Origin of the sequence: Bradyrhizobium sp. AUGA SZCCT0160, from assembly GCF_018130105.1 — a bacterium.
In the GTDB taxonomy this organism is placed as follows: domain Bacteria; phylum Pseudomonadota; class Alphaproteobacteria; order Rhizobiales; family Xanthobacteraceae; genus Bradyrhizobium.
The window spans coordinates 44840-70362 of record NZ_JAFCMD010000025.1; the positions used below are offsets into that span (position 1 = coordinate 44840).

General features: G+C 60.6%; 33 protein-coding genes. 22 read left to right on the forward strand and 11 right to left on the reverse strand.

The features are described 5' to 3' along the window. Window position 1: 1 nt before the first annotated feature. The 7 genes from JQ558_RS30745 to JQ558_RS30775 are packed head-to-tail and all read left to right on the forward strand — an operon-like array spanning window position 2 to window position 9314. Entirely contained in the window at window positions 2-2026 is a 2025-nt protein-coding gene (locus tag JQ558_RS30745) for a hypothetical protein (RefSeq protein WP_212296129.1), read from the forward strand. Next, the gene (locus JQ558_RS30750; protein WP_212296130.1) at window positions 2026-2853 is read left to right on the forward strand and encodes a hypothetical protein; all 828 of its coding nucleotides are present in this window, start codon (window positions 2026-2028) and stop codon (window positions 2851-2853) included. The genes JQ558_RS30745 and JQ558_RS30750 overlap by 1 nt, the downstream gene beginning before the upstream one ends. Continuing rightward, entirely contained in the window at window positions 2853-5228 is a 2376-nt protein-coding gene (locus JQ558_RS30755) for a hypothetical protein (protein ID WP_212296131.1), read from the forward strand. Before JQ558_RS30750 ends, JQ558_RS30755 begins: the two co-directional genes overlap by 1 nt. A gap of 13 nt (window positions 5229-5241) precedes the next feature. Next, complete coding sequence (locus tag JQ558_RS30760; protein WP_212296132.1) at window positions 5242-6081, forward strand: hypothetical protein; 840 nt, start codon at window positions 5242-5244, stop codon at window positions 6079-6081. A gap of 19 nt (window positions 6082-6100) precedes the next feature. Then, complete coding sequence (locus JQ558_RS30765) at window positions 6101-8110, forward strand: hypothetical protein (protein ID WP_212296133.1); 2010 nt, start codon at window positions 6101-6103, stop codon at window positions 8108-8110. Then, window positions 8110-8565 carry a hypothetical protein gene (locus tag JQ558_RS30770; protein WP_212296134.1) on the forward strand — a complete coding sequence of 152 codons (456 nt, stop codon included), beginning with the start codon at window positions 8110-8112 and terminating at the stop codon, window positions 8563-8565. Before JQ558_RS30765 ends, JQ558_RS30770 begins: the two co-directional genes overlap by 1 nt. Further along, window positions 8562-9314, forward strand: a complete 753-nt coding sequence (locus JQ558_RS30775; protein ID WP_212296135.1) for a transglutaminase domain-containing protein — start codon at window positions 8562-8564, stop codon at window positions 9312-9314. Before JQ558_RS30770 ends, JQ558_RS30775 begins: the two co-directional genes overlap by 4 nt. Window positions 9315-9320: 6 nt before the next feature. On the opposite strand, the gene JQ558_RS30780 is transcribed toward JQ558_RS30775, so the two are convergent. Next, on the reverse strand, window positions 9321-10433 hold the full coding sequence (locus JQ558_RS30780; RefSeq protein WP_212296136.1) for an acyltransferase: 1113 nt from the start codon (window positions 10431-10433) through the stop codon (window positions 9321-9323). A 113-nt stretch (window positions 10434-10546) separates the two neighbouring features. Between JQ558_RS30780 and JQ558_RS30785 the strand changes: the two genes are divergently transcribed. From JQ558_RS30785 to JQ558_RS30820, 8 genes are all read left to right on the forward strand, one after another. After that, window positions 10547-11377: an N-acetylmuramoyl-L-alanine amidase gene (locus tag JQ558_RS30785; RefSeq protein ID WP_212296137.1), complete on the forward strand. Its 831-nt coding sequence runs from the start codon at window positions 10547-10549 to the stop codon at window positions 11375-11377. A gap of 54 nt (window positions 11378-11431) precedes the next feature. Next, window positions 11432-11719: a hypothetical protein gene (locus JQ558_RS30790; protein WP_212296138.1), complete on the forward strand. Its 288-nt coding sequence runs from the start codon at window positions 11432-11434 to the stop codon at window positions 11717-11719. Further along, complete coding sequence (locus tag JQ558_RS30795) at window positions 11716-11943, forward strand: hypothetical protein (RefSeq protein ID WP_212296139.1); 228 nt, start codon at window positions 11716-11718, stop codon at window positions 11941-11943. The genes JQ558_RS30790 and JQ558_RS30795 overlap by 4 nt, the downstream gene beginning before the upstream one ends. Beyond that, window positions 11930-12103, forward strand: a complete 174-nt coding sequence (locus JQ558_RS30800; protein WP_212296140.1) for a hypothetical protein — start codon at window positions 11930-11932, stop codon at window positions 12101-12103. Before JQ558_RS30795 ends, JQ558_RS30800 begins: the two co-directional genes overlap by 14 nt. Window positions 12104-12218: 115 nt before the next feature. Continuing rightward, the gene (locus JQ558_RS30805) at window positions 12219-12461 is read left to right on the forward strand and encodes a hypothetical protein (protein WP_212296141.1); all 243 of its coding nucleotides are present in this window, start codon (window positions 12219-12221) and stop codon (window positions 12459-12461) included. Beyond that, on the forward strand, window positions 12458-12634 hold the full coding sequence (locus JQ558_RS30810) for a hypothetical protein (protein ID WP_212296142.1): 177 nt from the start codon (window positions 12458-12460) through the stop codon (window positions 12632-12634). Before JQ558_RS30805 ends, JQ558_RS30810 begins: the two co-directional genes overlap by 4 nt. A gap of 20 nt (window positions 12635-12654) precedes the next feature. Beyond that, window positions 12655-12996, forward strand: coding sequence for a septal ring lytic transglycosylase RlpA family protein (locus JQ558_RS30815; RefSeq protein ID WP_212296143.1), 342 nt, complete (start codon window positions 12655-12657; stop codon window positions 12994-12996). Further along, window positions 12996-13277 (forward strand): hypothetical protein, encoded by a 282-nt coding sequence (locus JQ558_RS30820; RefSeq protein WP_212296144.1) that lies wholly within the window; start codon window positions 12996-12998, stop codon window positions 13275-13277. Before JQ558_RS30815 ends, JQ558_RS30820 begins: the two co-directional genes overlap by 1 nt. On the opposite strand, the gene JQ558_RS30825 is transcribed toward JQ558_RS30820, so the two are convergent. Next, window positions 13266-13919, reverse strand: coding sequence for a DUF4145 domain-containing protein (locus JQ558_RS30825; RefSeq protein ID WP_212296145.1), 654 nt, complete (start codon window positions 13917-13919; stop codon window positions 13266-13268). The genes JQ558_RS30820 and JQ558_RS30825 overlap by 12 nt on opposite strands. Window positions 13920-14037: 118 nt before the next feature. Next, complete coding sequence (locus tag JQ558_RS30830; RefSeq protein ID WP_212296146.1) at window positions 14038-14634, reverse strand: RNA ligase family protein; 597 nt, start codon at window positions 14632-14634, stop codon at window positions 14038-14040. A gap of 72 nt (window positions 14635-14706) precedes the next feature. On the opposite strand from JQ558_RS30830, the gene JQ558_RS30835 reads away from it, so the two are divergent. Further along, the gene (locus tag JQ558_RS30835) at window positions 14707-14883 is read left to right on the forward strand and encodes a hypothetical protein (RefSeq protein WP_212296147.1); all 177 of its coding nucleotides are present in this window, start codon (window positions 14707-14709) and stop codon (window positions 14881-14883) included. Here JQ558_RS30835 and JQ558_RS30840 read toward each other — a convergent pair. Continuing rightward, window positions 14880-15224, reverse strand: coding sequence for a hypothetical protein (locus JQ558_RS30840; protein ID WP_212296148.1), 345 nt, complete (start codon window positions 15222-15224; stop codon window positions 14880-14882). The two genes, JQ558_RS30835 and JQ558_RS30840, sit on opposite strands and share 4 nt — an antisense overlap. Before the next feature lie 217 nt (window positions 15225-15441). On the opposite strand from JQ558_RS30840, the gene JQ558_RS30845 reads away from it, so the two are divergent. Continuing rightward, window positions 15442-15642: a hypothetical protein gene (locus JQ558_RS30845; RefSeq protein ID WP_212296149.1), complete on the forward strand. Its 201-nt coding sequence runs from the start codon at window positions 15442-15444 to the stop codon at window positions 15640-15642. Beyond that, window positions 15639-15848, forward strand: coding sequence for a hypothetical protein (locus JQ558_RS30850; protein ID WP_249142717.1), 210 nt, complete (start codon window positions 15639-15641; stop codon window positions 15846-15848). The genes JQ558_RS30845 and JQ558_RS30850 overlap by 4 nt, the downstream gene beginning before the upstream one ends. A 183-nt stretch (window positions 15849-16031) precedes the next feature. Here the strand turns inward: JQ558_RS30850 and JQ558_RS30855 are convergent, their stop codons facing one another. The 7 genes from JQ558_RS30855 to JQ558_RS30885 all read right to left on the reverse strand — a co-directional run bounded on the left by JQ558_RS30855 (window position 16032) and on the right by JQ558_RS30885 (window position 19530). Then, a complete protein-coding gene (locus JQ558_RS30855; protein WP_212296150.1) occupies window positions 16032-16295 on the reverse strand; it encodes a hypothetical protein in 264 nt (87 codons plus the stop codon). Continuing rightward, complete coding sequence (locus tag JQ558_RS30860; RefSeq protein WP_212296151.1) at window positions 16292-16519, reverse strand: hypothetical protein; 228 nt, start codon at window positions 16517-16519, stop codon at window positions 16292-16294. The genes JQ558_RS30855 and JQ558_RS30860 overlap by 4 nt, the downstream gene beginning before the upstream one ends. Further along, window positions 16506-16670, reverse strand: coding sequence for a hypothetical protein (locus JQ558_RS30865; RefSeq protein WP_212296152.1), 165 nt, complete (start codon window positions 16668-16670; stop codon window positions 16506-16508). Before JQ558_RS30865 ends, JQ558_RS30860 begins: the two co-directional genes overlap by 14 nt. 89 nt (window positions 16671-16759) lie before the next feature. After that, a complete protein-coding gene (locus JQ558_RS30870; protein ID WP_212296153.1) occupies window positions 16760-17143 on the reverse strand; it encodes a hypothetical protein in 384 nt (127 codons plus the stop codon). Between the two features lie 45 nt (window positions 17144-17188). Next, the gene (locus JQ558_RS30875) at window positions 17189-17671 is read right to left on the reverse strand and encodes a hypothetical protein (protein WP_212296154.1); all 483 of its coding nucleotides are present in this window, start codon (window positions 17669-17671) and stop codon (window positions 17189-17191) included. 522 nt (window positions 17672-18193) lie between these two features. Beyond that, complete coding sequence (locus JQ558_RS30880; RefSeq protein WP_212296155.1) at window positions 18194-18493, reverse strand: hypothetical protein; 300 nt, start codon at window positions 18491-18493, stop codon at window positions 18194-18196. 38 nt (window positions 18494-18531) lie between these two features. Then, window positions 18532-19530, reverse strand: coding sequence for a hypothetical protein (locus tag JQ558_RS30885; RefSeq protein WP_212296156.1), 999 nt, complete (start codon window positions 19528-19530; stop codon window positions 18532-18534). A gap of 210 nt (window positions 19531-19740) precedes the next feature. On the opposite strand from JQ558_RS30885, the gene JQ558_RS30890 reads away from it, so the two are divergent. The 4 genes from JQ558_RS30890 to JQ558_RS30905 all read left to right on the forward strand — a co-directional run bounded on the left by JQ558_RS30890 (window position 19741) and on the right by JQ558_RS30905 (window position 25515). Continuing rightward, window positions 19741-20514 (forward strand): motility protein A, encoded by a 774-nt coding sequence (locus JQ558_RS30890; RefSeq protein WP_212207365.1) that lies wholly within the window; start codon window positions 19741-19743, stop codon window positions 20512-20514. A 33-nt stretch (window positions 20515-20547) separates the two neighbouring features. Next, on the forward strand, window positions 20548-21375 hold the full coding sequence (locus tag JQ558_RS30895; RefSeq protein WP_211996616.1) for a flagellar motor protein MotB: 828 nt from the start codon (window positions 20548-20550) through the stop codon (window positions 21373-21375). A gap of 165 nt (window positions 21376-21540) precedes the next feature. Continuing rightward, window positions 21541-23439: a potassium transporter Kup gene (locus JQ558_RS30900; protein WP_212207366.1), complete on the forward strand. Its 1899-nt coding sequence runs from the start codon at window positions 21541-21543 to the stop codon at window positions 23437-23439. Between the two features lie 153 nt (window positions 23440-23592). Continuing rightward, window positions 23593-25515 (forward strand): potassium transporter Kup, encoded by a 1923-nt coding sequence (locus JQ558_RS30905; protein ID WP_212296157.1) that lies wholly within the window; start codon window positions 23593-23595, stop codon window positions 25513-25515. Window positions 25516-25523: the final 8 nt, after the last annotated feature.

Sequence of the window (25523 nt, forward strand, 5' to 3'; positions counted from 1 at the left end):
AATGGCCGGTCAATCCGTCATTGGCGCGCTTCGAGTCGTTCTCGGAGCAGACACCGCCGCGCTCGATAAGGGCCTGAAGGATTCGCAGTCCAAGCTGGGCGCGTTCGGCACAGCCGTTACGGCCGGCATGGCGGCTGTCGCGGCTGGCGTTGCGGCTGCTTCTGTGTCGATCGTGGGCTCGATCCAGAGGGCGATCGACAGCGCCGACAAGATGAACAAGCTGTCGCAGTCGACCGGACTGACGACGCAGGAGCTATCAAAACTCAGCTACGCCGCAGAACTCGCCGACGTGTCAGGCGAGGCGCTCGGCAAGTCGATGGGCAAACTGTCGAAGGCGATGACGTCGGCGGCTGTCGACGGCGCCGGGCCGGCCGGTCAGGCGTTCAAAGACATGGGCGTCGTGGTCAAGAACCAAGACGGCACCATGCGGTCGTCGTCGGATGTTCTGTCGGACGTTGCCGGGAAGTTCGAGAATTACCGCGACGGCGCCGCAAAGACCGCGCTCGCGATCGAACTATTCGGCAAAGCCGGTGCAGCGATGATCCCGCTGCTCAACCTGGGAAAGGACGGGCTGAAGCAGTCCGCCGACGAGGCGGAACGCTACGGTCTCGTGCTCGACAAAAAGACCACCGTCGCTGCGGAGAACTTCAACGACAACCTGAAGCGGATGGACAAGATCAAGGAAGGTCTGTTCGTCACCATGACGGCAAAACTTCTGCCGTCGTTCGAAACTCTGTCGGCGGTGATGCTGAAGTCGCGCGAAGAGTCGCAGCTTTGGAGCAAGATCGGCGACGGGCTGGCTACGGTTATGCAGGGTATCGTCACCGTCGGAATCGCATTGATCACGACATGGGAGCGCATTTTCGCGACCGCATCGAACCTGATGGAAGGTCTGTCTCAGCTCACCAAGGGCGAGTTCACCGCCGGCTTCGAGACGATGAAGAAGTCCGCCACGGAGACGAGCGCGGCCTTTTCCACTCTCGGCGAACGCGTCCAGATGATGTGGAAGCCGGACGCGACAGATCAGGCCATGAAGGAAATGTCCGCGAGTGTGGACGGCTTCATGGGTACGGTTCGGAGTGCGGGTGAGTTCCTGAAGAAGGACGCACCGCTGCGCGTAGCCGATACCACGGACGCGGACGCGCTGAAGAGCTATCTTGCCAATCAAGCCAAGAAGGTCGCCGCACAGAACGCGGAGACCGAAACAGTCGGTAAGAGCGTCGGCGAGCAAGCGCGCCTTCGGCTGGCCTATGAGGCGACGCAGATTGCGATATCCAAGGGGATCGCATTAGGGCCGGCCCAGGTCGCCGCAATCAACGCTGCAGCGGCTGCCTCCGCGCAAGCGGCGCTCAATCTCGAAGCGGCCAACATCAAAATGCAGGTGATGAACCCGGCCGATAAGTTCGCCAACGATATGGCCCGGCTGCAGGAGGTCTACCAGACCACGAATATGACGATGGAGACGTTCGCCGCGCGTCAGCAGCAGATCGCGGAAGCCGCCGGCGCAACGTGGGGGCAGGCCAGCGAGTCCATTGCAGGAAGCTTTGCCACCATCTCGAGCAGCTTCAGCAAGGAGTCGTCCGCTATGGCGACCGCTGCGAAGGTGTTCGGCGTCATCCAGGGCACGATCTCAATGTTCACCGGCGCGGCCAAGGCGCTGGAACTGCCTTTCCCGGCCAATATCGCTGCGGTCGCTGCCGTGCTCGCGAAGGGCGCCAGCCTCGTCGCGTCGATCAAATCCCAGAGTGTTCCAACCGGCATGATGACCGGCGGTTCGTTCACGGTTCCGGGTAGCGGCGGGCCGGACTCCCAGCGTGTTGCGCTTGATCTCTCGCCGGGTGAGCAGGTTGACGTCTGGCGTCCGGAGCAGGGCGGAGGTGCAGATCCCCGCCGCGGCGCCGGCGGGGCGCAGCCGATTAATCTCTCCATGCCGATTGCCGTGACCCGCGACGCGTTCCGGGCGCTGATCGACGGCCTGAATGACATGACCCGTGACGGCTACCGTTTGAACGTGGTGCCGGCCTGATGTCGATCGTTATCTCCAGTGCAATTGTTCTGCAGGCGGCGTCTCCCACCGGGTTACCGGGAGGCGTTACGCTCGATCATCCCGTCATCGGGTGGCACAACCTCGTCACCGCATCCACCATCGTCGCCGATACCGAGGAGGCGGGATTTCCGGCGTCGAACCTTGCCAACCCAGCGACGCATCTCGAATGGCGGGCGGAGGACGACAGCGAGCAGTATCTGACCATCACCACCAACGAAGTCGACCCGATCGATTATGTCGCCGTCGCGCGTCACAACTGGGGATCTGCGCAGATTCCGGTTTCGATCGAGGGGTTCATCGACGGCGACTGGGAGGAGATTGTTGAGGAGGTGATCCTGCCTGACGATGGTCCGGCGTTGTTTCGTGCCGACCTGCAATCGCTAGCGCAGATCAGGATCAGGCTACAGGAAGGGACGGCTATCCCGCGCGCGGCTGTGGTCTATGCTGGGCGGCTCCTGATCATGGAACGTAAGCTATATGTGGGGCACGTTCCGATGAAGCACGGTCGGCGAACGCGCGTCATCGACAACATGAGCGAAAGTGGCAACTTCCTCGGAGCTATTGAACTTGGGGCCTGGCGCGAGTCTGTAGCCCCGTTCTCGCTGATCTCGCCGGACTGGTACCGCAATTACATGGACGCATTTATCGCGGACGTCGGAAAGCGTAAGCCGTTCTTTTTCGGCTGGCGGCCGGGGACCTATCCGCTTGAAATCGGCTATGCCAGGCTGACCGAGGATCCAGACCCATCCCCGGTTGGTCCCTCCAACTTGCACGCCTTCGACTTGAAGATGAAGGGCGTGGCTTGATGCAGTCGCTCGAATTCATCGAGTTCGAAATTCCTTTCTGCTCGCTTACCTATGGCGTCGCGCCGTGCACGGCGTCGATACCGACGACCGGCGTGATCAAGTGCTTCAATTGCAAGACGACCTGTCAGGATACGGACAATTTCGATCCCGAGGACGTCACGCTGCGCTTTGCTAAACAGGCGGATTTTCTCCCCGATGAGATCGCCTGCTTTCCGTTCATCAGCGAGATTGCATACACTCCGGCAACGATCTCGCTTGGAAAGGACCTTGGCACGCGCGCGACGTTGAGCGTCACATTTGTCGATGCGCCACATTCCGACACGGGCGAGGGGTTCGACAAGTACCTTGCTGACCGGGATTATGACCCCTACAGCCAAGGGACGTTCTGGGGCAAGTTTCGCGCGCGTCAGCCGTTCCTGCGCGGTCAGGCGATCCGCTGGATTTCCGGCGTGGTTGGTGAAGAGCTCGCCGACATGGAGACGCGGCATTTCATCATCGATAGCTTCGATGGGCCGACGCCGGACGGCAAATACACCATCCTGGCAAAGGACGCCTTAAAGCAGGCCGATGGTGACCGGGCGCAGGCGCCGCTGTTGTCCAATGGGTTTTTGTCGGCGGACATCAATGCAAGCGCGACGTCCATCGCGCTGCTGCCGTCAGGAATTGGCGCGGAGTATCCGTCCTCAGGCTTCGCCTGCATCGGCGGCAACGAGTGCGTTTCCTTCACGCGCTCCGGCGATACGATGACGATTACACGCGGCGAGCTTGGGACGATCGCCAGTTCGCACAAGGCGCAGGATCGTGCGCAGCTGGTGCTTCGGTTTCAGAACGGTGACGTTGCCAACATCATCTCCAACCTGCTGAGAAACTTCACGCTGATCCCCGACAGCTATATCGATGTGGCGGATTGGCAGGCGGAGACCGCAGCGTTTCTTGGAACGCTCTACAGCGCCGACATCTGCGAGCCGACGCCCGTCAACACGCTGGTCAATGAACTGATCGAGCAGGCCGCGCTGGCGATCTGGTGGGACGATCTGGCGCAGAAGATCAGGTTTCAGGTGCTTCGTGGCGTCATCACCGATGCCAACACGTTTACGCCTGACAACACGCTGCAGGGCACGCTGACGATCAAAGAGCAGCCCGACCTGCGGGTTTCGCAGGTCATCACCTATTTCGGACGGAAGGACCCGACCAAGCCGCTCTCGAACCTCGACAACTTCCGGTCTACGTCTCTGGTGAAGGACGACGAAGCCGAGGAAGACTACGGCTCGGCGGCGATCAGGACCATCACGTCCAGATGGATACCCGAAGCCGGCCGAACCGTCGCCGATCGGTTGGGCGAAATTATTCTCGGACGATTCCGCGATCCGCCGCGCCGCTTGACCTTCGCAACGGCGCGCCATGCCGAAACGGATATCGAGATGGGGGTGGGCTATCGCGTCGAGGCCTTCTGTGTTCAGGACGCGACCGGCGCCCAGTCCAATATTCCGATACAGGTCACCCGGCTCAATCCGTCGCCGGAGCGATTCACCGTTGAAGCGGAGGAAATGCTCTGGACGGCGCCGGAAGCCGATCTGACCGACCGCCAGATCATTTTCGACGCGAACAACTTCAACATCAACCTGCGGACCGCGCATGATTCCATCTATGCATCGGCGCCGCTGTCCGGCGACACGGTCACCATCACGATCAATGCAGGGGTCGTGATCGGGTCTGTCTCGACGGGGTTGCCGGCTGTGCACGTCGGCTCCTGGCCTGCCGGCGTCACGGTCAACCTGGTGGTTCTCGGAACGGTCCAAGGCAAGGGCGGTGCAGCGGGCGCTGGCGGTGCAGGCGCGTCAGGCGGAGTTCCTCCTTCCGTTGGTTCACCCACTGCGGGCTCGCCGGGAAGCCCGGGCGGTACCGCCATCTTTTCCCGTGCGCTGTTCAACCTCAGCTATCCCGCGGGGGCCAAGATCTGGTCCGGCGGTGGCGGCGGCGGTGGCGGTAGTGGCGGCAGCGCGTCTCCCTCCTCGACGCCATCGATATGGTTCAACGGTCCCGGCGGCGGCGGCGGCGGTGGTGGTTCGGGTACGGCCGCGGGATCGGGTGCTGCCGGCGGCGCTGCCGGCGGAAGCTTTGGCAGCTCGACGGCCGGATCTTTGGGGGGTGATGCCTCGGCGCTTGGCGGCGGCGGCGGTGGTGCGCCTGGCACTGGTCCCACATCGGGTGGTTACGGCGGCGACGGCGGATCGCCGGGCGGTCCCGGTTTTGATGGTGGTGCCGCCGGTGCCTCCGGCGGCGCAGGCGGCGCGGCTGGTGCGGCGGTCGACGGCTGGGGCTACGCCACCGTCACCGCGAGCGGCGGCTCACTCCTCGGCGGCACGATAAACTAAAAGGGCGACCTTCATGACCTTGGCGGTTTACAATCGAACGGTGCAGGACACGAGCGGCAATGCCGTGCCTGGCGCGCATATCGAGGTGCGCCGTGAAGTGCCGGGTCAACCTCTGGCAGCGATCTTCAGCGACCGGGACGGAACGGTGCCTCTCTCCAATCCGTTCGATGCGGGTGTGGACGGAAGTTTTTCGCTATACGCGGTCGGCGGAGCCTACCGAGTCCGTGCCTATCTCGGCCCAAGCGGTACGCCAACGTTTGAGAAAATCCTTCGCTATGAGGCCATCGGCAAGAATTCGGAGTCGGACAGCCTCGCGCAGCGGACACAGCGCGTCGTGACGGCGTCCGGCACTGACGTCATCTCGACGTCGGACGCCGACCACATCATCGTCGACAAGACGGTCGCGGGGGCTTCGCGCGAGGTGATGCCGCTTTCGTCGCTGGTCTCCTCGACGTCGAAAAAAATCGTCGACGGCAAGTTTGATGCTGCGACCAACAACATCACCATTGTACCGAAACGGCCGGCCACGTTCACGGTCACGATTGCTTCTCCTGCCGTCTTCACCTTTTCGCAACATGGACTTTCGGTAAATCAAACGGTGAGCCTGGAGACGACGGGCGCGTTGCCGACCGGCCTGTCGGCTGACACGCTGTACTATGTGAAAACTACGCCAACCGCCGACACGTTCACGATTTCGGCGACACCAGGGGGTTCGGCGATCAACACGACCGGATCGCAGTCCGGCGTCCATACCTATGGCTACGAAACCATCATGGGCGGTGCCTCCTACGTCATCGATTCAAACGGGGCTTCCATTGAACTCAGCCCGCGTTCCGGAATCGGTTGGTACTGAACTCATCAAGGATGCGGTCATGAAACTTCGCAGTCTCATCGCGGGCGCGCTCGCGCTTGTTCTGTCGGGCTCGCTCGCCTGTGCTCAGACCAACCCGGGGACGTCGCCGCTGTCGGTCGTCAAGGGCGGCACGGCCGCATCGACGGCCTCTGGCGCGCGGACAAATCTGGGACTTGTGATCGGCTCGGCCGTGCAGGCCTGGGATGCCGATCTCGACGCGCTGTCGGCACTTTCTGGCACCAATACGATCTATTATCGCTCTGGCGCTGCCGCATGGTCGGCGGTTTCCATTGGAGGCTTCCTGTCGTTCTCCGGCGGGACGTTGAACGTCGGCGACGCCGAGCTAACCGCACTCGGCGGGCTGACTTCGGCGAACAACAAATGCTTCTACTGGACCGGCTCGGGGACTGCCGCGACCTTCGATTGCAGTTCATATGGCCGGTCGGTTGCCAACACCGCGGACGCGTCAGCACTGCGGACCCTGGCCGGCATCGTCATCGGAACTGATGTTCAGGGCTATGACGCTGACCTTGCGGCGCTCGCCGGACTGACATCGGCCAACAACAAATGCTTCTACTGGACCGGCTCGGGGACTGCCGCGAATTTCGATTGCACGTCGTTCGGACGTTCGGTCACTAATGCGGCCGATGCCTCTGCATTGCGGACGCTCGCCGGAGCTGTCATCGGCACCAACGTTCAGGCGTGGGACGCCGATCTCGACTGCATCGCGGCCAATTCGACCGCGGGCCTGATGGCCTATACGGGCGCCGGCACCTGTGCATATCGCACACTGACCGCGCCGGCCGCGGGCTTTACGATCACCAACGGCGCGGGCACTGCGGGCAATCCGACCTTTGTGCTTGCCAATGACCTGGGGGCGCTCGAGGCGCTTGGCAGCACGGGCTTTGCGGTCCGCACTGCGAGCGATACCTGGGCGCAGCGCACCAACACCGGAACCGCCAACGAGGTCTGTATCACCAATGGCGACGGGGTTTCCGGCAATCCGACCTACGGAATCTGTTCCGGCTTCCTCTCAACTGCGCACACATGGGCCGGGGCGCAGACCTTTGTCTCGCCGATCACGACCGGCACGCTCGACGTTCAGCAGGCCCAAGTAGTCAGCGGCGATATCTCGCCGTCGCAGATCACCTCGGATCAGAACAACTACGCGCCCACCGGATTCTCGACGGCGTCCGTGGTGCGGGTCAATTCGGATGCGAGCCGAACTGTCACGGGTCTCGCCGGCGGCAGTGATGGGCGCCTGATCTACTGGTACAACACCGGCTCACAGAACATCATCCTGTCGTCGGAAAATGCGGCGTCGACGGCGGCCAATCGGTTTGGGTTCAGCGGGGATCGAACGCTCAGCGGTGGCGATGGCGTCACGTTGCTGTACGACGCCACCGCCAGTCGCTGGCGGCTGGTCGGCAGTAATCCCTCGGCGAGCGGCGGCGGCGGCGGCGATGTTACCGGGCCTGCATCATCCACGGACAACACTCTTGCGCGGTACGACGGCACGACCGGGAAGGTGATCCAGAACTCAGAGATTGGGCTTGGCGACACCGACGGAAAGTTGACGCGCGCTGCCGGTATTTCGATTTCCGGAACCAACACCAATGACAGCGCGGCAGCGGGGTACGTAGGCGAGTATTCGGAAGCCTCACTTGCGTCCGGCTCTGCGCTGTCGATGACAACGAACGTAGACATTAACGTTATCTCGCTATCGCTGACGGCTGGCGATTGGGACGTGGAGGGCTGGGCATGGTTCAACCAGAACAGCGGAAGCACGGTCACGACAGTAGTCCAGGCGTGGATTTCCACGACATCAGCTACGCGCCCTACACCGCCTGCGAGTGGCTTCCTTCAACAACAGGTCAACTTTACGGCGGGAAACCAGCACGCGATCGCGACTGGGCTAAAGCGCATCAGCCTGTCGGGGACAACCACCGTTTATCTTAGCGGCCGCTCCACTTTCACGACCAGCACGCAGGTCATTTATGGCTACATCACGGCACGACGGGTGCGGTGATGGATACCTATGCATTCTTGGCCGTCCCGCCCGCCGCTTCTCCAATCGTCGCCGGTGCAGCGTTTGAAGCCATCCCGGGCTTCTCGATCTCCAAGACGATCGCGGCGGGTAATAAGGCGAAAATTTCTATCGTGGGATCGCTCAACCTGCAGTATTTTTACGGCGACATTTGCCAAATCACGCTTTGGCGTCAGATCGCAGACGGTCCGTTTGTTGATTTAACGCCGCCCAATGTTTCGTCGTTGGATGGAGAACGAGCGATCAATTCCGACGAAATGCGCCGCTATGCCATCTCGTTGATCGACGTTGAGTTGGCTCTGACAGAACCGCAAGCCGTGACCTATCAACTTGCGGCCAAGTCCAACAATGGAAATGTCTGGTTCGGCCGTCGCTTCGATAACACGGACAAGCTGCGCTCCGGCACGACATTCATTCTGGAGGAAATCGGCGGATGACCGATGAACCGCTAGATCCTGCGCAGTTCCCGACCGGGAGCGCATGGCAGGCCGTCAGGTCGATCGCAACCGCTCTGGCCCCCTCGCTTGCCGCGACTCCGAGCAAGATGGCGGCCGTCTTGATCCTTCGCGATCAGGTCTATTGGCGAGTTGCACTTGGCCCGACGCCATCGGGTTACTCGCCATGGATGACGCCCGATGTAGCCTATCGCGACAACGTGCGTGACCAGCTTTACACCCACGAATGCGGCGGTCGGTGCCTTCTGTTCCTGATTGCTTGCCGGGCATTTGGTATCAGGGCGCGATACGTCGGCTTGTGGGATGGTGTCGTTAACATCAACTCGGACACGGCATTTGTTCACGCGTCGTCGGAAATCTTGATCGGCGGCCGGTGGATCGTATGCGACGGCCACTACAATATCACGCTGCGCGATCAGAAGGGCTGGCGCTTGTCTTGGATGGACGCGCGCGAGCGGCTATTGCGCAATGAGCCGGTGACATTCTCCACCGATGGCTACACGCAAGGCTCCATCACGCCAGAACATTATCTGAACGATGTCTATCACGAAACGCTGACGGACCTGACGAGCTTCATTGCAACGTCGGTCCATCGTGATCGCAAACTGAGCTATCCGGCGGCGGCAAACACGCCAGGCTGGACTGGCATGCTTTCCTATATCGGGGGCGCAACTTATGACGCGGTTGCCTCAATCAATGGCGATCCCTACGCCATGTTGGCACAACCCTAAAACGCCTTATTCTGCAGGCGCTGGAACAAGTGATTTGCGGGACGTCGTATAGCCTGATGCAAGTCGCTTCCGTAAACTGTCGATGGGATAGACGATGCCCAAGACCAGCAGCGCGCTTACGGTGACGACCACGGCCACATATAGGAGATTATCGGGGGTCACCATACTGGGCGCCTGTCGAGTTAGCATGGTCTGAATCAGGAGATGCGAGACATACATCGGGTAGCTCAGTTCTCCGATGAACCGGTCGATCACGCTGTTTCGGGTGGCGTAAAAGAGCGGAGCCGCTGCAACCGTCATCAACACCAACGCGGGACCGTTCAGGATCAGCAGATGGTCGAGTGCGGCCGCGGAGTATCTGTTGGTTAGGGGCAGCCCCAGCACGACGGCCCCGATCGACGCCATCGCCAAGACGCAAGCAACTTTTGTCGTGAGCGGATACCGCGGGCAGAGGTTCCGGCCCGCGAAATAGGCAAGCCCGCCAGACGAAAACAACAGCATTTCACTGGGCGCGAAGCGATACATCCAAGGGTCAGGCGGGAGATCGAGCGCCGCCGTGACAATGCGGCTGGCGAGCCCGAAGGCGAACAGAAGCGAGAGCCCCCGCCAACTTCGGCAAACAAATGGGGCGATCACGTAGAACGTCAGTTCAACACCAATGGACCAGCACTGCGGCACCAAAAGGAATCCATGGAGAGGCGGTGGGGTGGCCGATGCAAAATCAGACGTCGGCAGGAGGCTGCTCCCGTCAAGTCGCAAGAACAGAAACCAGTCCTGAAAAAACAGTGTGAGGTTGGAGATTGCGACAAACGCGACCGCGGGCCAGTCGGCGACCTTCGGCAACTGCGTGAACATCACATCCCAATAGACCACGTACAGGGACGCAACAGCGACGACGATGTAGACGGGCCACAGGCGAAAGTACCGGCTCAAATAGAAGTTGCCGAGGCTCCGATAGCCCGCCCGCTCATTCAATACCATCGTGATCAGGAAGCCGGAAATTACATAGAAGCACTGCACCGCAGTGGTTCCAGACAGCAACTGTACTCCGAGAACGCCATGCGAAGCCGTGTGCTCGGCGACGACGCATAGGGCGAGCAAAAATCTGACTATTCCCATCGGGCAAGGCTTTAACACTACAACCCCACGGCGATCAACTCAGGATCGCGATCGTCCAGCGTAACAATTCACGCTCACAACCACAGCGAAAACCCCTGAAATCGGAGAGTTCCATGGCAATCCCCTATGTCGGGAAGTGCTTCCCCACGGCTGCGGCCTTCCTGGCCTATCTGGAAACCATCGAATTTAAGTCGTGGACCCCGAAGTTCATCACCATGCACCACACCGGCGGGCCCAGCCTGGCGACGTGGAAAACCTACGCGCACGGCAACCGCAAGGTGCCGATCACCGACGCAAAATGGATGTCGAACCTGGCCGGCTACTACGGCAATGAATTGGGCTGGAGCGCTGGACCGCACTTCTTCTTCACCCCGGAAAATTTCTGCGTCCTGTCGCTGCCGGAAAAGCGCGGCGTTCACGCGGTCTCGTTCAACGCCAATTCGTGGGGCGTCGAATGCGTCGGCGAGTTCGACAGCGAGCCGTTCACGGACGCGCTGCGCGATCGGTACGCGGAAGGTTTCGCCTGCCTGTACTTGGCGCTGGGGCTCACGCCCGACAACTTCGTCAAGGGCGTTCGTGGTCTGCACTTCCACCGCGACGATCCGAAGACGTCCAAGACGTGCCCGGGCAAGCGGGTGAGCAAGGATGCGATGATCGCGGCCATCCAACTCAAGATGGTCGCGCTCGCTGGCGGCGAGCAAAGCCACGATGACGACGATCCGCCACCGGCCGTGGTGCCCCAGAAGCGGAAGGGCGTCGTCAACGTCGCGGCGGATGACTTTCTCGCCGTCCGGGATGAGGCCAGCGGCAAGTCGCCTGAGACGCGCCGGCTGAAGAAGGGCGACACGATCGACATCATCGGCGAGGCCAAGAACGGCGCGACGCTCTGGTACCAGATCGCCGGCGATGACTACGTGGCGGCCCGGTACGTCACCTTGAACTAATCCGCCGCGCGACGGTATCGCGCAATCAAACTATCATCATTGGAGAACTGGAATATGAACTGGGAACAGATCAGCAGTATCTTGCGCCACATCCTCACCTTCGGGGGTGGCTTCATCGTTGCGAAGGGCTGGATCAGCGCCGAGGCGCTGCCGGGCATCGTCGGTGCCATGATCACGATCGGCGGCGTCATCTGGGGCATGTTCAACAAGACCCAAAGTTCGATCGTTGCGTCCGCGGCCGCGCTGCCTGGCACGACGGTCGTCACGACGCCCGCGCTGGCGGCCGCAGTTACCTCGCCGGATGCCGTGTCTTCGGCTGAAGTGAAGGTCGTCGCAAAATGATGTCCTGGATATCGCTCGCGCTCACGCTGCTCAAGATAGTCAACCAGATCATGACGTGGGCGCGTGAGCGCGAGCTGATATCCGAGGGCTACGACAAGGCGATTGCGGAGGTTTCGCAATCCATCCTCATCAAGACGACCGCCGGCAAGGCGATCATGGAGAAGGTCAATGCGATGTCTGATCAAGAGGTCGATGCTGGTTTGCGCGGCCTTGAGCCTGAGTAGCTGCCAGCATGTGCCACCGCCGGTCGATTCCTTCTGCCAGATTTACAATCCGGTCGTGGTGCAGAAGGGCGACGGCTCGATCGCGGCGGCGTCCGGGGTCAAGAAGCGCATTCTCGCGAACGAACTGACGTACCGCGATCAGTGCAAGAAGCCGAAATGAAGCGGGCCGCGCCTTCGGTGCAACGTCGGCGCAGCCCTGACCCTCGATCGTTTCGTGGACGATCTCAGGCTGGGAATGATCCTAGCAAGCGGCGGTAGCTAGGAGCTTAACGCCAATGAATGAAGAGCTTCTGAAACTTGGTACTGCCGGCATCGTCTGCCTGGTGCTGCTCTGGGTGATCTATCGATCGGAGCAACGGGAAAAGCAGAAGGATAGCCGGATCCAGCTGCTCGAAAACCAGCTGACTGAAAGTTACGATGAGCGGATTGCTGCCGCTGATCGCATGGCCGAAGCCATCCATAGCACGCGCGGCGCGCTTGTAGCCCTGACTAACGAACTAAGGGCTGGCCGACAATGAATTCGATTCTCAACAATATCCGCCGCATCTTTACAGATGACGGGCGAAACGATCGGGATTTCACCGATCAGGAAAGCCGGCTGCAAACGGCCCGCGACGCGCTCATGGTCGAGGCGGACGAACTGAAGCGCGCAGCCGAACTGCTCGCCGACATCATCAAGGCGCGCGCCTAACCCATAGAAAGCATCACCGCATGATCCGGACCGCACTTTTCGCGGTGCTGGCGCTTGTCGCGCTCGCATCAACCGCGCTCGCCGAAACCTGCACCGCCAGCCAGTACGGCATCGGCGACGGCTACCACGGCAAGCGCGCAGCCGACGGCTCGATCTTCAACACACATGCGCTGACGGCCGCGATGCGTAAGCCGGTGCCGTTCGGCTCGATGAAGACGATCACCAACCTTGCGAACGGTCGCAGCGTCACCGTGCGCATCACGGATCGCGGGCCGTTCGTGAAGGGCCGCTGCATCGATCTGTCGCGCGCCGCGGCCGACGCGATCGGCATGGGCGGGCTTGCCCGGGTCAGCGTGCACTGATGGAAGCGCACAAGCTCGCGCTGACGCTCCTGGTGCTGCTGGCGATCGGCGGCTCGGCCTGGGTCGTCGAGATGCTGGTCGACCGATACCGGCCGGACATGGGGCTGATCAACCGTTTCGGGTTCATGCTAGCGCTGGCACTCGCGATCGGCTTTGCCGCGGTGAAGGCGGCCGGCGCACATGAGCCCAACTACCCGCACCGCGACTGCGCGAAGTCCTGCCATATCCTACCGAAACCGTATGAGGAAGCGTTCGGGCATTCGGTTTCGCTATGGTATTGATTTATTCTTGGCCGGGCGGGGTGGCACCTTGAGCGCCTTCACCTGCTCGTCAATCACGAAGGCGCGGTAGAGGAAGTGTTCAAGAATAGCCATCATGGTGTCGAGCTCCTTTATGCTCGGTTCCCATGCACGGTGTGCTGCGGCGCTGCCTGCATCGACAAGAACGTTCAGATTGCTGCGTTCCGTTACGCCAATCTTTCCTTTTGTCACCAGATCATCGAGCTTTTTTGTAAAGGGCTTGTCCGGGTCGATCCCGAGCAATTCCGAGGCGCGATCAAAAGTGGTGCGCATGCCGGTTGCGGCTAGCACAGTCAGATCATGGTCGAGTGCGGTGTATACGCTTCCGGCCAATTTGTAGAGGAGACGATCGACGGCAATAATATTGGCACCGAACCATTCTGGGCGGTCGCGTTTTGATTGGGCCGGCCAGTACTGCTTATCGACCTTATCCCAAACCTCAGAAAATGCTGTGTCACGGCGATGGAATACCGTGTCACAACCCCCACATTTCAAGATGAAATGGTCATTCTGAATGTAACCTCCCTCGTCACCCGAAACGAAATTCCGAAGTGAGTGGTGTGCAATAATTTCCGAGTTCTGCTCCCTGCGACATGTCGGGCAGAAACCTTTCGTTTCCGGCATCGTTTTTCTTCCCCGTCAAATAAAGGCAAAGGCATCAATGTGCTTTGTTCGCACACCCCACGCAGATACGCTATTCGCATAGCGAGCGGGGCGACGGTCCGGAATACGCTCGGTACTCTCAGGCAAATGAATCCATCACCCGCGAAAACGCCGGATGCTTCCGGTTCTTGACCTTGATCCAGTCGCAGCTGCGCGGCCGGTAGCGCCGCTCGCGGTGCTTTGAGACCAGGCCCTCGAGGCCCATGCGGCAGGCGGCTTCGAACAGCCCGGGCCCGATCTCGCCGGCCTCGAATGGCGCGACGAAGATGCCCTCGGGGCGGCCCTTCAGCAGCTTGCCGAGCCGGGCCTTGCGTTCGAACAGCGGCATGTCCCGCAAGTCGTCGCCGTCGATCGCGACCAGGTCGAAGGCGTAGAGCTGTGCTTCCTCGTTGTGCCGGTTGGAATGCAGCGCGTTGAAATCGGAGACGCCCTGGACGTCCAGCACGCAAATCTCGCCGTCGATAATGAATTGCTGCTGTTTCATCTTCAGCGCGGTCTCGACGATGAACGGGTATCGCCATGTCCAGTCGAGGCCGCTCTTCGAGAGCAGCTTGACGTCGCGGCCGTCGCGGACGATGCGCCCGCGGTAGCCGTCGTATTTGACCTCGTGAATCCAGTCGGGGCCGGTGGGGACTGCTTTCGCGAGAACCGGCTTGCAATACTCAAAATTACGCATGTTGATTAGATAGTTGAGGGCAATCCAATTGCGAGTCCGGAACAAAGCAAAGCGTGCATGGATTGGTGAAGGATGATCGATCCCGATTGCCCCATCTGCCACGGCCTCGGTTGGGTGTGCGAGAACCACCCGGACAAGGTTTGGGACCGGGATAAGGGCTGCGAATGCGGCGCGGGGATGCCGTGCGAATGCCAGCGTGCCAATGGTCTTGAGCAGCCCGACATCAGCAAGGTTATAGATGAACGCTAGATCTGCAGCGGTAGCGGCAGCTGCACGCCGATCTTTCGGCCCAGCTGGCCTTCGATGAAGTCCTGCAGGCCTTCGGAGACCTCGCGGCCCTCGGCGCTGATGCGGCGCTCGAGCTCGCGGGCGACGTCTTCGGAGGCGTCGCGCGACCAGCCTTCGGACGGGTTGAAAGCCACGACCCGCAGCACTGTGCCATACTCGCCGGCAAGCAGGTTCTGCATCAGGACCCGGTAGTCGATGCCTTCATCGGTCTCGCGGAAGGCCGCGCCGCTACTGAAGTCTTCGAGAACGATGTAAAAATCCCGGTCCAAACGATCGTTTGGAATGATCGAAGGTGAACTCATTACGCAACTCCACACGCCCCGATCCCAAGATAGGGCAGGTTGTTGAGATTGCGAATCGAGGACTTGGTTCCGCTTTCCGCGCCGCAGCATATCAAATGTTATGGCACCCCACCGGGGTTCGTGCGTTAATGATTTATCACAGCCCGGTTCGTGGCATTCATCTGTGATGAGAACGCCCATCACGCGCTCCCGCCCCCTCTAATGGAAGGAGCGCGCCATGGGTACACGGCGACGTGTCAAACATCTTTTATCTCTTAACGAGCGTCTTGAGCAGGAAGCCGCGCGACTGCGCGCTCAGGCTGAACAACTGCCCTATGGTCCGGTGCGCGATAAGCTCATGCGCAAGGCTCGCCAGCTGGAAACCGCAACGCACGTCGATGAATGGATTTCTTCGCCCGGCCTGCAGGCCCCACTTTGAGCGAGAAATCGCCTCCGATCCTGATCCATGTCGAGAACCCAACAGCATTCTCAGGCAAGGGAAGCATAATCATCCTTGAGCTAGCGGATGAGGCTGCTGCTTTAAGGGTCGCGCGAAAAATCGCTGACGAAACCGGGCGCGGCGTGACAGTGCGCCATGCCGATATGGGCTTGATAGGGACCATATCCGCCGCCAAAACCCACTAGGAAGAAAAATCGCCATGACCGAAGGACGACGTTTCAAACAAGTCGATCCGCTAGATCACAGCCTTCTGAAGGAGGCTGAACGTCGCTGGAGGGAGGCTCGGAGGGTGCTGGTGGAGCGCGACACGCTTGCTAGCGAGGTGCGACTTGCAGAGGCGGCGGCGTCTAACAAGAAGGTTGCGATGTCTAAGCGAATAGATCAGAGCCGGCCTGAGTAAGCTTCACGAATGTCCCGCTCTCGTGCAGCACCAGCCAGCCCTTGTCGATCGCGTATTTGAGGCCAGCGCTGTATTGCGCGGGCGTGGCCTTGTCGCCGAACAGGAAGGGACCGTTGATCTTCTCGATATAGATCCGGTTGTCCTGGATGGGCTCGAAGGCCTGTGCGTGCTCCATCAGGCGTCGGGCTGCTTTTTCCGGATCGGAGTAGGGGCGGGCTTCGGTGTATTTCATTGGCTCTTATCCACCTTCTGCTGCTCCGCTCTCGCCAGATCCTGCGCGGCCTTCTTGGCCTGTTCCTGATCCACCTTGAGTGTAATGGACCGCCGGCCTGGGTTATCGTCCCAAAAGAAATAGGTCGGGTCACGTCCGTCCGGATACCTCACCTCGAAGCTTCCGCAGTCTGGAATCCCCGCGGGGGCATGCGGGATGATCCGAATGCGGTCAGGCACCGGCATCAACCGGCTTCAGGATGCCCGTCAGTTCGACCACGCGAATAAAATCCGCCAGCGTCTTTTCGTTGATGATCGACGGGGGCATCGGAGCCTCCGGTTGCTCGATCCTCGGCACGTTGCGGCCGGTCAGGATGGTGCGGAATCGGAATGTCATACGGCCATCAAGCGCAGTGCGACCGCTAAGGCAAATTGCCCAACATGTTGAGCTTGCCCCAGCCGAATCCTACCGCGCGTAGTTTTCAATCATTTCTGAAGCGTCGATATTTCTTTGACGATGCCAATAAGGCCAAAGGTCGATGCGTTGATTGTGATAAGGAGGAGGACCAAAGCCGGGATAGTGATCGCAAGGCGGCGAAGGAGCGATGAGCTAGGCGAGTGGTATCGATCAATCGTATGGGCATAGAACTGCGCAAAATACGAGTACACGTATCCGACTAGCGCTAGGGTGACGATGGTGGAGAAGATCGCCAAAATCTTGCTATCGCTCTTCTCGGAGAACGCCCTGACAATCGCAACGACCGCAAGATTTCGGGCGAGGTCGAGCCACCATTTCGCGAAGTCTCGGAGTTCAGTAAACCTGTTGCCCTCCCAGTACTCCTGCATCCAAGCCTTCGAATCGTTCCACATGATTCCCCCTGATGCATGCACCCTATATCATCAGGGTTGTAGACCTTAATTGCCGCGATAAGGCCTCGGAGCAAGCTTCTGATGCTCTGGCTCCGCTGACCCAACAACATAGGCATGCCAGCCGCAATCGCGGCACACAAGAACTTCGCACCGTCCAGGATTCCAGTCTTCGGTGTTCAAAAATGATTTATGACGGTGGTGGAAGCAACTGGGACACAGCTGGGGGAAAGTGCCTACTTCGCCGCAAGACTCCTGCGTGTGCGCGTAGGTGAATAAGCCTGGTGCAGCTGGGTAGCGCGTATACTCCTGACGTTCCGCTTCCCAGTTCTCGAGTTCTTTAACACGCCCTTCAAGAGCCTCGGCTTTTTTTAACGCTTCCTGCTGCGCCGCCTGGGCGTCAAGAATCGTTTGCTGTAGGTCTATGATGGCAGCGTTGCGCTTCGCGGTGTCATCCATGTCTTTGAGGGTGCGCGCGATATCAAAGGCCGACTTTAAAGCGCTAATTCCCCCAAGTATTTCTGCTGGCATCGCAATTCCTCAAAAAGTGAACACCTAAAGGTAGCAAAACCGTAGGTTGGTGCAAGGAGGACCTAGCCACCTCGGTCCTGAAGGGAAGCGTCTGCTCCGCTTTTCGCAAATTCAGTCATGTTTGCCTCACTGTCGAGCTAATCGCTTAGAAATGCCGGCCTGCGGGTAGGGTGCGCATTCTGATGGCGTCGTAATCAGTTCCGCTTACGATGACCGTATCACAATCAACGTCTTCCCACGGCGCAGTTATCGGGCCGACCCACACAACACTGCCGCTGCGCTTCAAGGCCACTTGTCCAGGCAATAAGGATTCGCTTTGAATGACTAACATCTGACCCTGCCTGTTTAGAAGTGTTGTACTGCGGCTTCGCCCCAATTATGCTAACGATCGCCGCAGAGGTTGACGGGCTCGACGTAACGGGGCACCGGGTATCGATTTCGACTGCGCCCTTTAGCCATGTGGGTGAAAACCTCCACTAGGGGACATTCGTTGCCTGCTCATCACGTCGGGGGCTGCGGCATTTAGTCGAATCCGTACATATGCATGCGGGCATTCTGAAATTCCTCGTTCCATTCCCATTCGGTTCCGTCGCCCTTCGCGCTGCCGAACAGCATCGTTTCCTTGCCGTCTGCGATCCGGTTGCTCACCCTGTGCTTTTGCATCTGCGTCATCCCGGCAAACGCCAGATTGATTGCATCCATGTGCCTCGGACCGGCCACGTACACCTTGCCGCGGAATTGCACAGCGGTATAGCGGACGTTCACGACGCCCTGATCCTCTGCGAAAAACTCAGCAACCGATTTGCAAACCACTGCGCGCATGCGCCGCGTCTCCTCGATGTTCGGTCAACACGTTCTGGCTAATCGCCGTGGATCATCTTCTTCTTGGCGCGGTGCTGGATTCTGGTGTTCTGCACGCTCGCGATTTTATCGGTAGCGTTGCGGCTATATCGCTGCGTCTGGGCAATGTCGCTGTGCGTGGCTGCGTGCTTGACGTGCTCGAGATCAGCGCCGGCCTCCGTCGCTTCGGTGATGCCGCCGGCTCTCGAGTCCATGGACTTGATCGCCTTCGGCACCTCGGCCTTGTTGGCCACCAGACGCCACTTCCGGCGAAATTCGGTTGCCTTCCAGGGCTGTCCGGTAATTTCGCAAATAAGCATCGGCCCGAAAGCTGGTAGGGACGCGCGGGTACCGTCAAAGCCCTCCATCTCGAGTTCTGAAACCAGCATCGGAGCGAGTTTGAGGTCTATCTCGAGCAGCTTCTGCCGTTTGCTGGTGACGTGGCGCAGGATCATGTTTTCATCGATCTCTTCCCAGCGAAGGCCGCGGCCCCACTTCTCGCCGTCGCGCCGAACGTCGCTTTCGCCGGGCTCGTTCTCAGGAACCCAACTTCCAATGACGTCACCCTGCCTGAGCAGGAGCTCGAACTGGATCGCCTGGGCCAGCGCGATCGACGGCCAGCCGAAATGAGCTCGAGCAACGTCTCGGATGGCGTTGGCCTGATCGGCCGTCATGTGCACGCTGCGGGGCGGCCCATGCTGGAACCGCATGCGGTGCAGGACCATCGAAATCCGCTCGCATTCGGGGTGCTCGAGCATGCTGGCGCCGAACCCCATCATGGTCCGGATCTGGGCTATGAAGGAGTGAGCCATCGAAAGCTTCCCGCCGGCCGACCAGTCGAGATACCACTCGGTCAACTCGCGACGTTTGATGGTGCTGAGCTCAATGTGGCCATGGCTGGCGACCAGTCGCTTCAGGATGCTCGCGGCGTTCTTCCGGGTGTGGTAGCGCAGCGCATGGTAGGTCGAAACTCTATCGGTGGTGTAGGCTTCAACCAGGTCCTTGATGGTCATGCTCATCGTCATCTCCGACTAGACACAGGGGCCAAGAAACCTATGAAACACAGCGAAACCGCTGAGTGTCTAGTTTCCCGTTAACTTATTATTCAGCGTTACTTTTCTGGTAACGCGTCTTTAACAGCGCCGACGTAGGGTTCAATTGGCGCGGCCCGTTTGGGCGCGCCACCGTCCAGGACGGGCAGGTCGTTCGCGTACGCGTCGGAGTTCAGAATGGATATCACCACGCTCATTGGCCTGGTCGTCGGCGCCATCGTGCTGTCGACGCTGATTTTGATGGGTGGCGATTTCCGGATGTTCTACGACATCCATGCCGTCATCATCATCTTCGGCGGTTCCATCGCGGCGACACTGATCCGGTTTCCGCTCAGCGCGATTCTGCATGGCATGCCGCTCGGCGCCAAATTCGCCTTCACGATGAGCCGTCTGTCGGCGCGCGACCTGGTCGATGAACTCGCCCGCATCGCCGAAATCGCCCGCAAGCAGGGTCCGGTCGGTTTGGAAAAGGTTGATACCAACGAGCCGTTCCTCGCCAAGGGAATCCGCTACGTCGCCGACGGTTACGATCTCGAATTCATCCGCGACAACCTCGAGCGCGATCGCGACAATTTCCTGATGCACCTCAACGAAGGTTCGAAGATCTATCGCGCCATCGGCGATTGCGCGCCGGCGTTCGGCATGATCGGCACGCTGCTCGGCATGGTGCAGATGTTCTCGAACATGCAGGATCCTTCGAAGCTCGGTCCCTTCATGGCCGTCGCCTTGCTGGCGACGCTCTACGGCGCGCTGGTCGCAAACCTGATCTGTCTGCCGATCGCCGACAAGCTGCATGGCAAGCTGCTCGACGAGGAGACCAATCGCACGCTGATCATCGACGGCATCCTGATGATCCGGGATTCCAAGAGCCCGGCGCTGGTGCGTGAGATGCTGCTGGCCTATCTGCCCGAGAAACATCGCCACGAGGAAGGCGAACTGGCGCCGGCCTGACCCTTCGGCAGCATCCAGGCGCGGATATAGAGCATGGCCAAGAAAAAACGCGAAGAGGCACATGGCGGTCACGGCTGGTTCGTGACGTTCGCCGATCTGATGGCATTGCTGCTGGCCTTCTTCGTGATGCTGGTCGCGTTTTCCAGCCAGGACAAGGACAAGCTGAAGATCGTCGCCGGCTCGATGCGGGAAGCGTTCGGCGTGCAGACCGAAGTCCGCTATTCCGGCATCGTCGAATCAGACGGTCTGCCGACGCGGCCGAAGCTGAAGAACACCGCTCACATTTCGCCGGAGGAATCCTCTGCCACGCCGACCCCGGACGACAAGGAGCGCTCCCGCGAAAGCGGCGCCCGCATCGCGGTCGATCGTGAGTTCGCGCTGGCTTCGGCGTCGTTGCGGCAGGCGTTGCAGGACCTGCCGGAACTGACCGAGATGTCCAAGCACATCATGTTCGAGGAGACCAGCCAGGGCCTCAATCTCGAGATCGTCGATCAGGAAGGGCGGTCGATGTTTGCCGATGGCTCCAAGGTGCCCCATGACCGCACCCGCCGGCTGATCCAGAAACTCGCGGTTCCGCTGAAGGCGACGCCACTGCGCTTGTCGATCGTCGGCCACACGGCGGCGGGTTTCCTGCCGGCGCGAAGCGACTATGGCGCGTTCGATCTTTCGGCCGACCGCGCCAACACGGTGCGTCAGATTCTGGAGCGCGAGGGCCTGCCGCCATCGCACGTCTTTGCCGTATCCGGCAAGGCCGACAGCCAACCGCTGTTTCCCGATGATCCGACGTTGCCGGCAAACCGTCGCGTGACCATCACATTAATGCGCGAAAATCCACCGCTTCCACCTGGTCTGAAGCCATAATTCGTCGCAACTACTATCTTACCTCTCGAATTGTGCGATGAAATTTGCTTTGCTTGGGTGCCGCATCCCCAGCGGTGCTATGCTTGCCAATGATTGACAGGCGACGCAGAAGCGTCGATAGCCGCCCATAACTGAGCAAATAACTGAGAGCGTGTTTCCCGCGTCATGACTGTCAGCGCCACATCCACCGAGGCCCATGAGGGGCAGGTCACCTCAGGCTTTTGGGCCCTGACACTGGGCAGCATCGGCGTGGTGTTTGGCGACATCGGCACGTCGCCGCTGTACGCATTCCGCGAAGCCGTAACCCATGCGGCGGCGGGGGGGCCGGTGTCGCGCGAGATCGTGCTCGGCGTACTCTCCCTGATCCTGTGGTCGCTGTTCATCGTCGTGACGGTCAAATACGTGCTGCTGCTGCTGCGCGCCGACAATCATGGCGAGGGCGGCACGCTCTCCCTGATGGCGCTGGGTCAACGGGCGATGGGCCGGCGCAGCTGGGTTTTGATGGCGCTGGGCGTCGTCGGCGCCTCGATGTTCATCGGCGATTCCATGATCACGCCGGCGATTTCGGTGTTGTCGGCGGTCGAAGGTCTCAAGCTCGTCGCGCCGGCGCTCGACCATTATGTGGTGCCGCTGACGATCTTCATTCTGGTGCTGTTGTTCTCGGTGCAGAGCAGCGGCACCGCGCGCGTCGCGTCGGCCTTTGGCCCGGTCATGGTGGTCTGGTTCGCGACGCTGACGACTTTGGGCCTTATCCACATCAGCGACGATCCTACCGTTTTGCAGGCGATCAATCCTTATTACGCGATCCAGTTCGTGCTCTCGCACGGCATGATCGGACTGGTGACGCTGGGTTTGGTGTTTCTGGCAGTGACCGGCGGCGAGGCGCTGTATGCGGACCTCGGGCATTTTGGACGCAAGCCGATTCAGGCCGGATGGTTCTATCTGGTGATGCCGGCGCTTCTGATCAACTACTTCGGGCAGGGCGCGCTGGTGCTGGCCAACCCGGCGGCGATCGTAAGCCCGTTCTACCGGCTGGCCCCCGAAATCCTGCTGTTGCCGCTGGTGATGCTGGCGACGGCGGCCACGGTGATCGCGAGCCAGGCGGTGATCACGGGCGCCTATTCGCTGGTGCGGCAGGCGGTGCAACTCGGCCTGTTGCCGCGGTTCGAGGTTCGTTACACCTCCGAGACCCATGCCGGGCAGATCTACCTGCCGCGGGTCAACCGGCTGCTGCTGCTCGGCGTGATCCTGCTGGTGCTGCTGTTCCGCACCTCGAGCGGATTGGCGTCGGCCTACGGCATCGCCGTCTCCACCACCATGGTCGTCGACGGCATCATGGGCTTTGTCGTGATCTGGAAATTGTGGAACTGGCGCGCGGCGACAGCGGCCGCGTTGATCCTGCCGCTCGTCGTGGTCGATATGGCGTTCTTCACCGCCAACCTGTTGAAGCTGCTCGAAGGCGCCTGGGTGCCGCTGCTGTTCGGGGTCGCGATGGCGGTGATGATCTGGACCTGGCGCCGCGGCGCGGCGATCCTGATCGCCAAGACGAGGCGCATCGAGGTGCCGCTGATCGACCTGATCAAGAGCCTCGAAAAGCGTCCGCCGCACATCGTTAAGGGTACCGCGGTGTTTTTGACCAGCGATCCGAATTTTGTGCCCACGGCGCTGCTGCATAATCTCAAGCACAACAAGGTGCTTCACGAGCACAATGTGATCGTGACGATCGAGACCGCACAGACGCCGCGCGTCGATCCGGCCGAACGCGTCAAGATGGAGACCATCAGCGAAAAATTTGCCACCGTACGGTTGCGCTTCGGCTTCATGGAATCACCGAACGTGCCCAAGGCACTGGTAATCGCCCGCAAGCTCGGCTGGCAGTTCGACATCATGGCGACGTCGTTCTTCGTCTCGCGGCGCTCGCTGAAGCCGTCGGCGCAGTCGGGAATGCCGCAATGGCAGGACCACCTGTTCATCGCCATGAGCCGGTCGGCCAACGATGCCACCGACTATTTCCAGATCCCGACCGGGCGCGTCGTCGAGGTCGGAACTCAGGTAACCATCTGATTATCTGACGATATTTCGGGCCGCCAACTCCCTGGAACCCATGCGCGGAATGCATATCGGAGGCCTGAATTCAGGCTAACCTATGCATTCACGACAGGAGTATAGGCCTGCACTTCCTTATTGTGCGGTGCGGCAAAACCCGAGGCCCGTCTGATGTCATCCCAGATTGCGATTACCGCGGCGGAAACGCCGGCGGCCAACGGGCATGGGGAAGCGCACTGCACCGCCGGCTTCAAGGCGCTGATGCTGGGCTGCATCGGCGTGGTCTATGGCGACATCGGCACCAGCCCGCTCTACGCGCTGCGCGAGGCCATTGTGGCGGCAAGCGGGTCCGGCGGCGTCACCACGCCGGCGATCCTCGGTATTCTTTCCCTGATCCTGTGGGCGCTGATCATCGTCGTCACGCTGAAATACGTGGTGATCCTGCTGCGTGCGGACAACAACGGCGAAGGTGGAACGCTGGCGCTGATGGCGCTGGCGCAGCGCGCGGTCGGCAAGGGCGGCGGCGCGATCGTGCTGCTCGGAATCATCAGTGGTGCGCTGTTCTATGGCGACGCTGTCCTCACGCCGGCGCTGTCGGTGCTGTCGGCGATCGAAGGCATCAAGCTCGTCACCACCACCTTCGAGCATTATGTCGTGCCGCTTACGGTGATCATCCTGATCGTGCTGTTTGCGGTTCAGTCGCGCGGCACGGCGCGGGTCGCCGCGTTCTTCGGGCCGGTGATGTGCGTCTGGTTCGCTGTGATCGCGATCGCGGCCGTACCGCAGATCATGCGCCATCCCGAAGTACTGTCGGCCTTCAATCCGTTCCATGCGGTTTCCTTCATGATCCATCATGGCGTGATCGGCTTTGTGACGCTCGGCGCGGTGTTTCTCGCCGTCACCGGCGCCGAAGCGCTCTACGCCGACCTCGGTCATTTCGGCAAACGGCCGATCCAGACCGCCTGGCTCTTCATCGTGCTGCCGTCGCTGGCGCTGAATTACATGGGGCAGGGCGCGCTCCTGATCGGCGATCCCAAGGCCATCGAGAACCCCTTCTTCCTGATGTTTCCGGATTGGGCGCTGATCCCGATGGTCGTGCTTGCGGCGCTGGCGACCGTGATTGCGAGCCAGGCCGTCATCACCGGCGCCTATTCGCTGACGCGCACGGCGATTCAGCTCGGCCTGATGCCGCGGCTTGAAATCCGCCATACGTCGGAATCGCATTCCGGCCAGATCTACATTCCGCGCATCAATCTGCTGCTGTTCATTTCGGTGATCCTGCTGGTGCTGCTGTTCCGCTCGTCCAGCGCACTGGCCTCGGCCTATGGAATTTCCGTGACCGGGACCATGGTGGTCACGGCGATGATGGGCTTTGTCGTGATCTGGCGGGTCTGGAAATGGTCGGCGGTAACAGCCGCCGCGCTGATCGCGCCGTTCTTGTTCCTCGATCTCACTTTCCTTGCGGCCAATCTGCTGAAGGTGTTCGAAGGCGGTTGGGTGCCGCTGGCGCTGGGCGGCATCGTGATGCTGCTCATGTACACGTGGCGGCGCGGCAGCCGGCTGTTGTTCGAGAAATCGCGCAAGCTGGAATTCCCGCTGGTCGAGCTGGCGGCGATGCTGGAAAAGCGGCCGCCGCAGCGGGTCCCCGGTACGGCGGTGTTCCTGACCAGCGACCCCGAGAGTGCGCCGACCGCGCTGATGCACAGTCTGAAGCATTACAAGGTGCTGCACGAAAAGAACGTCATTCTCACCATCGAAACCGCGCCGACGCCGCGGATCAATGATTCCGAGCGGATCCGGATGGAGCAATTGAGCGAGACCTTCTCCAAGATCACGCTGCGGTTCGGCTTCATGGAGCAGCCGAACGTGCCGAGGACGCTGGCGCTTGCCCGCAAGCTCGGCTGGCAGTTCGACATCATGGCGACGTCGTTTTTCCTGTCCCGCCGCGCGCTCAAGCCGGCCGTGCATTCGGGCATGCCGCGCTGGCAGGACCATTTGTTCATCGCGCTCAGCCGCAGCTCCAACGACGCCACCGACTATTTCCAGATCCCGACCGGGCGCGTGGTCGAGGTGGGAACGCAGGTGACGATCTAGAGCGTTGT